Here is a 3550-nt window from a genome sequence, read left to right as displayed (position 1 = left end):
TCTACTTCCGAAAAAAACACAACTTCTACATCTGATTCTTTATTTTGTGTCGCAGTAGTATGAGGACTTTAAAGACTGTGATAAGCCTCTCGATATTGAAAAGCAGCCATAGTTTTAACCTGTTCATTATTAAACAGAGAAATTCTATATCTTTAATTACTATTTATTTTTCAACGCTTGATATTCATCCCAAATTTTATCTGGAGAATAATAATCTTTTAGTAACTCATAATCTCTGGTATAAAAATCAATTAATTTTTTCATAGACTTCTCTGACAACTCTGCCAATGAGATTTTTCTGCCTCCTGTATTCAGTCTGGGTAAGTTAATTTCCATGCCAGTTATTTCTGATAATTTTTCCCCTAATTCTCCTAAACGCTCTACTTGAAATACGCGATCGAATCCCTTTATTTGATTGCCCATGAAGATATGCTGCGCTTTTATATGATGTTTAAAAAATTGTGACATTTCTAAATACGATTCTAAATTTTCAATTAACCAATTGATTTCAGGATTAACTCCCAACTTAGCAATGGATAAATATTTATAGCTAGTTAATTTCTGACTTTCAAACGAATTTATTGAAAAGAAAACCTGATTAGAAACAGCAGATAAAAACCACTTAATTGGTTCTCTTACTACTACAAATTTAAAATAATTAACTGCCAGATTTTCTATTTTAACCCACCAGTACATTTTATGAGATTGACGTTTAGGCATACTAATTATTTTAGAACGATCATCCTGTCCATTTTCTAACCATCCCATAGTAGTTTTGACTGTAGAACAAGCACATTTAAGAATAAAATTATAGGCAATTTTAAATCTATCGCACAGTATTGCTCGTAGCATAGTTTGATTTCCAAACTTTTCCAGAAAGTTACAACTTCTCAAAACACCCATATTTTTATCAGCAGATTTAGGATTTTCTTTCAATACTTACTCATGATATTCTAACGCCTGTTGTTTATTTCCTTGTGCAACTAAAATAGATATCAAAACTTTTCGACTGTGGTATCCATCACCAAATATAGTTTTAACTTGACCAGCAACTTCCAAAGCTTCCTTTGACAAACCTTGTTTAACCAATAAACTTGAAAATTGTTGATAGACTCCCAATTTTTTACAGCTATTATTTATTAATAGCTGATATTTAGATGTTGCCCACTCTATTAAAATTGCACTTAAAAAAGCAAAAGCTAAATTTAATTTAACCTAATTTAACCGCCTGTTTGTAGTTAGCAAATTCCGACTCTTGTTTTCCTCGCTTTAGTAAAGCATAACCCAATTTAATATAAGCATCCTGACTATAAACTGAGATTTCTACCCAACTGAGAATAAATGCCATTGCCACCAAAATATTCATTAAATAAATCTATTTCTAGCGCTTCCTTTGCTAATTCCAAACTTCCATCTTTTTATGGTAAAGCTGCTCTTACATTATGCTCTATTTTTTGATAAAAAAGTCCATCAATATGTTCTGCATAACCAGGAATAAATTTTTCTACAATCTCCTCCCCTAGATTAAGATAAATATCTAGAGCAGCGCCAAAATTTGCTTCAGTACATAATATTTTTGCCTGCTGTAATTCTAAATTTTCATTCCCTAACTTTTGAGCGATTAACTTTTTAAAAGTACAAACTAATATTTCTCCAGGCGATACCTCTAGAAAGTAATCATCTAATAATCTTTTAACAGCTATACCAATACTACCTAGAAAAATAAAATGACTACTATAATTAGTCAAGGTTCTACAAAAACTATAAACCCCTTCTCAAAGTATTTGACGATCGGGATGAATAGTAGAAGAAACCTCTGCCCTCGATAGTACAGACTTAAAAAAACCTTCTACCTTTTTCAAAGCAGTGATACTTTTTTGATGCTGATAGCGGAGCAGTACAATATTTTTCCAGAGACTATATCCTTACTGATAATGATTGGGATACTGACGAAATATTCTATCTGCTAAATATTGAGCTGAATCAAACTTATGTAACTCCATATAACCACTAGCTTTACCAACTAAAAACGCAAGATTATTGGGAAATTTATCTATAGCAGTTTGCCAACGAGTTAAAGCTAATTCCCATTTTTGCGCGTGCATTGATACTCTAGGTAAACCATCATAACCATGATGTTGATGAGGATATTTTGAGATAAGTTCGTCAAACAAAATTTATACTTCTCTATATCTAAACAAAGTAATTAAAACATTCCCTTCCTGTACATATAAATTGAAATAGTGAGGCAACTTATTAATAGCATTTTCCCAACGCTCTTTTGCCAACTCCCAATTCCCTAAACTATGAACAATTCTGGCATAACCCTCATAACTTTCTGCTAATTCTGGATAAATTTCTTTTAGTTGTTTAAATATCCTTTCCGCTTCCTCAAATTTACTTAAAGTAATTAAATTATTCCCACAAGTACGATAAATAGGCATCGGTTGTTGAGGGTTGAGAGTTAATGCTTGTTTGTAATATTCAAAAGCCTCCTCGAGCTTTCCTTCCTTACTTAACTTATCCCCACTCTCGACACAATTTCTGACAACATCTATTTCTAACCAATTAATTTTTTTAACTGCCACTAGATGGCTAGGATTAATTGTAATAATTTTTTGCCAAATCTTAAATGCTGCTGCCAAATCTGACTTAGCTTCATAAACTTCAGCTAGAGTTTGCTGATAAATAGTTACCTCAGCTTGTAGAGAAATAGCCTTTTATAAATACTTAATCGCCTTATCTAATTCCACTTGCTCTATTAAAACTTTAGCCAAACCATAGCAAAAAGTTGCAGATTTAGGATTGATATTAACTGCCTCTTGATATTGAGTAACTGGCTCTTGCCATTTATTTTGTGCAGCCAATATTTCTCCCAGATAATAATAACTCCAAGCAAAATTTGGATTTAATTCTATTAACTGTTTATATTTTTTAAAAGCATCGCCTAATTTACCCGATCGCCACAGTATTTTAGCCTGTCTAAAAGACGTAGTAGTTACCATAATTATTTAACTTACTAATATTTCCCAGTTGAATTTTCAAATTCTACCGTAATATTTTGACATCACGAATAAGAAATTTGCCAACTTACAATGAATAAACAACTATTTCTGCATAGGCAATAGTCAGCAAAAATCTCCAGCCTCTTCGGGCACTTGATAAAATTAGGGAACTATTTGCCGATACGCAATAGTTAGTAAAATCTCCAAACATCTGCTTGGGTGCTTCAGAAAATGAAAAAATCGACTATTGCTCCATACGCAATAGTTAGCAAAATCTCCAAACATCTGTTCTGGTGCTTCAGAAAATGAAAAAACCGACTATTGCTCCATACGCAATAGTTAGCAAAATCTCCAAACATCTGTTCTGGTGCTTCAGAAAATGAAAAAACCGACTATTGCTCCATACGCAATAGTTAGTAAAATCTCCAAACATCTGTTCTGGTGCTTCAGAAAATGAAAAAATCGACTATTGCTCCATACGCAATAGTTAGCAAAATCTCCAAACATCTGTTCTGGTGCTTCAGAAAATGAAAAAATCGACTATT

The 3550-nt window shown here is 32.4% G+C and carries 7 protein-coding genes; all 7 read right to left on the bottom strand.

The genetic code is table 11. From position 1 onward, the window contains the following. Positions 1-159 precede the first annotated feature (159 nt). The 7 genes from F6K22_RS07740 to F6K22_RS07710 all read right to left on the bottom strand — a co-directional run bounded on the left by F6K22_RS07740 (position 160) and on the right by F6K22_RS07710 (position 3005). A complete protein-coding gene (locus F6K22_RS07740; RefSeq protein WP_293095439.1) occupies positions 160-936 on the bottom strand; it encodes a sulfotransferase family 2 domain-containing protein in 777 nt (258 codons plus the stop codon). Between the two features lie 3 nt (positions 937-939). Next, positions 940-1089, bottom strand: a complete 150-nt coding sequence (locus F6K22_RS07735) for a hypothetical protein (protein ID WP_293095436.1) — start codon at positions 1087-1089, stop codon at positions 940-942. Positions 1090-1210: 121 nt separating this feature from the next. Continuing rightward, entirely contained in the window at positions 1211-1366 is a 156-nt protein-coding gene (locus tag F6K22_RS07730) for a hypothetical protein (protein WP_293095434.1), read from the bottom strand. Between the two features lie 52 nt (positions 1367-1418). Next, positions 1419-1748: a hypothetical protein gene (locus tag F6K22_RS07725; protein WP_293095431.1), complete on the bottom strand. Its 330-nt coding sequence runs from the start codon at positions 1746-1748 to the stop codon at positions 1419-1421. Positions 1749-1925: 177 nt separating this feature from the next. After that, entirely contained in the window at positions 1926-2174 is a 249-nt protein-coding gene (locus F6K22_RS07720) for a tetratricopeptide repeat protein (protein ID WP_293095429.1), read from the bottom strand. 3 nt (positions 2175-2177) lie between these two features. Then, positions 2178-2645, bottom strand: a complete 468-nt coding sequence (locus tag F6K22_RS07715; protein ID WP_293095426.1) for a tetratricopeptide repeat protein — start codon at positions 2643-2645, stop codon at positions 2178-2180. A gap of 75 nt (positions 2646-2720) precedes the next feature. Continuing rightward, positions 2721-3005: a tetratricopeptide repeat protein gene (locus F6K22_RS07710; RefSeq protein ID WP_293095424.1), complete on the bottom strand. Its 285-nt coding sequence runs from the start codon at positions 3003-3005 to the stop codon at positions 2721-2723. Positions 3006-3550 lie beyond the last annotated feature (545 nt).

Source organism: Okeania sp. SIO2F4, from assembly GCF_010672385.1.
Taxonomy (GTDB): Bacteria; Cyanobacteriota; Cyanobacteriia; order Cyanobacteriales; family Microcoleaceae; genus Trichodesmium.
Note: the sequence above shows the minus strand (reverse complement) of the source record. Positions and strands in the feature narration are given on the sequence as shown.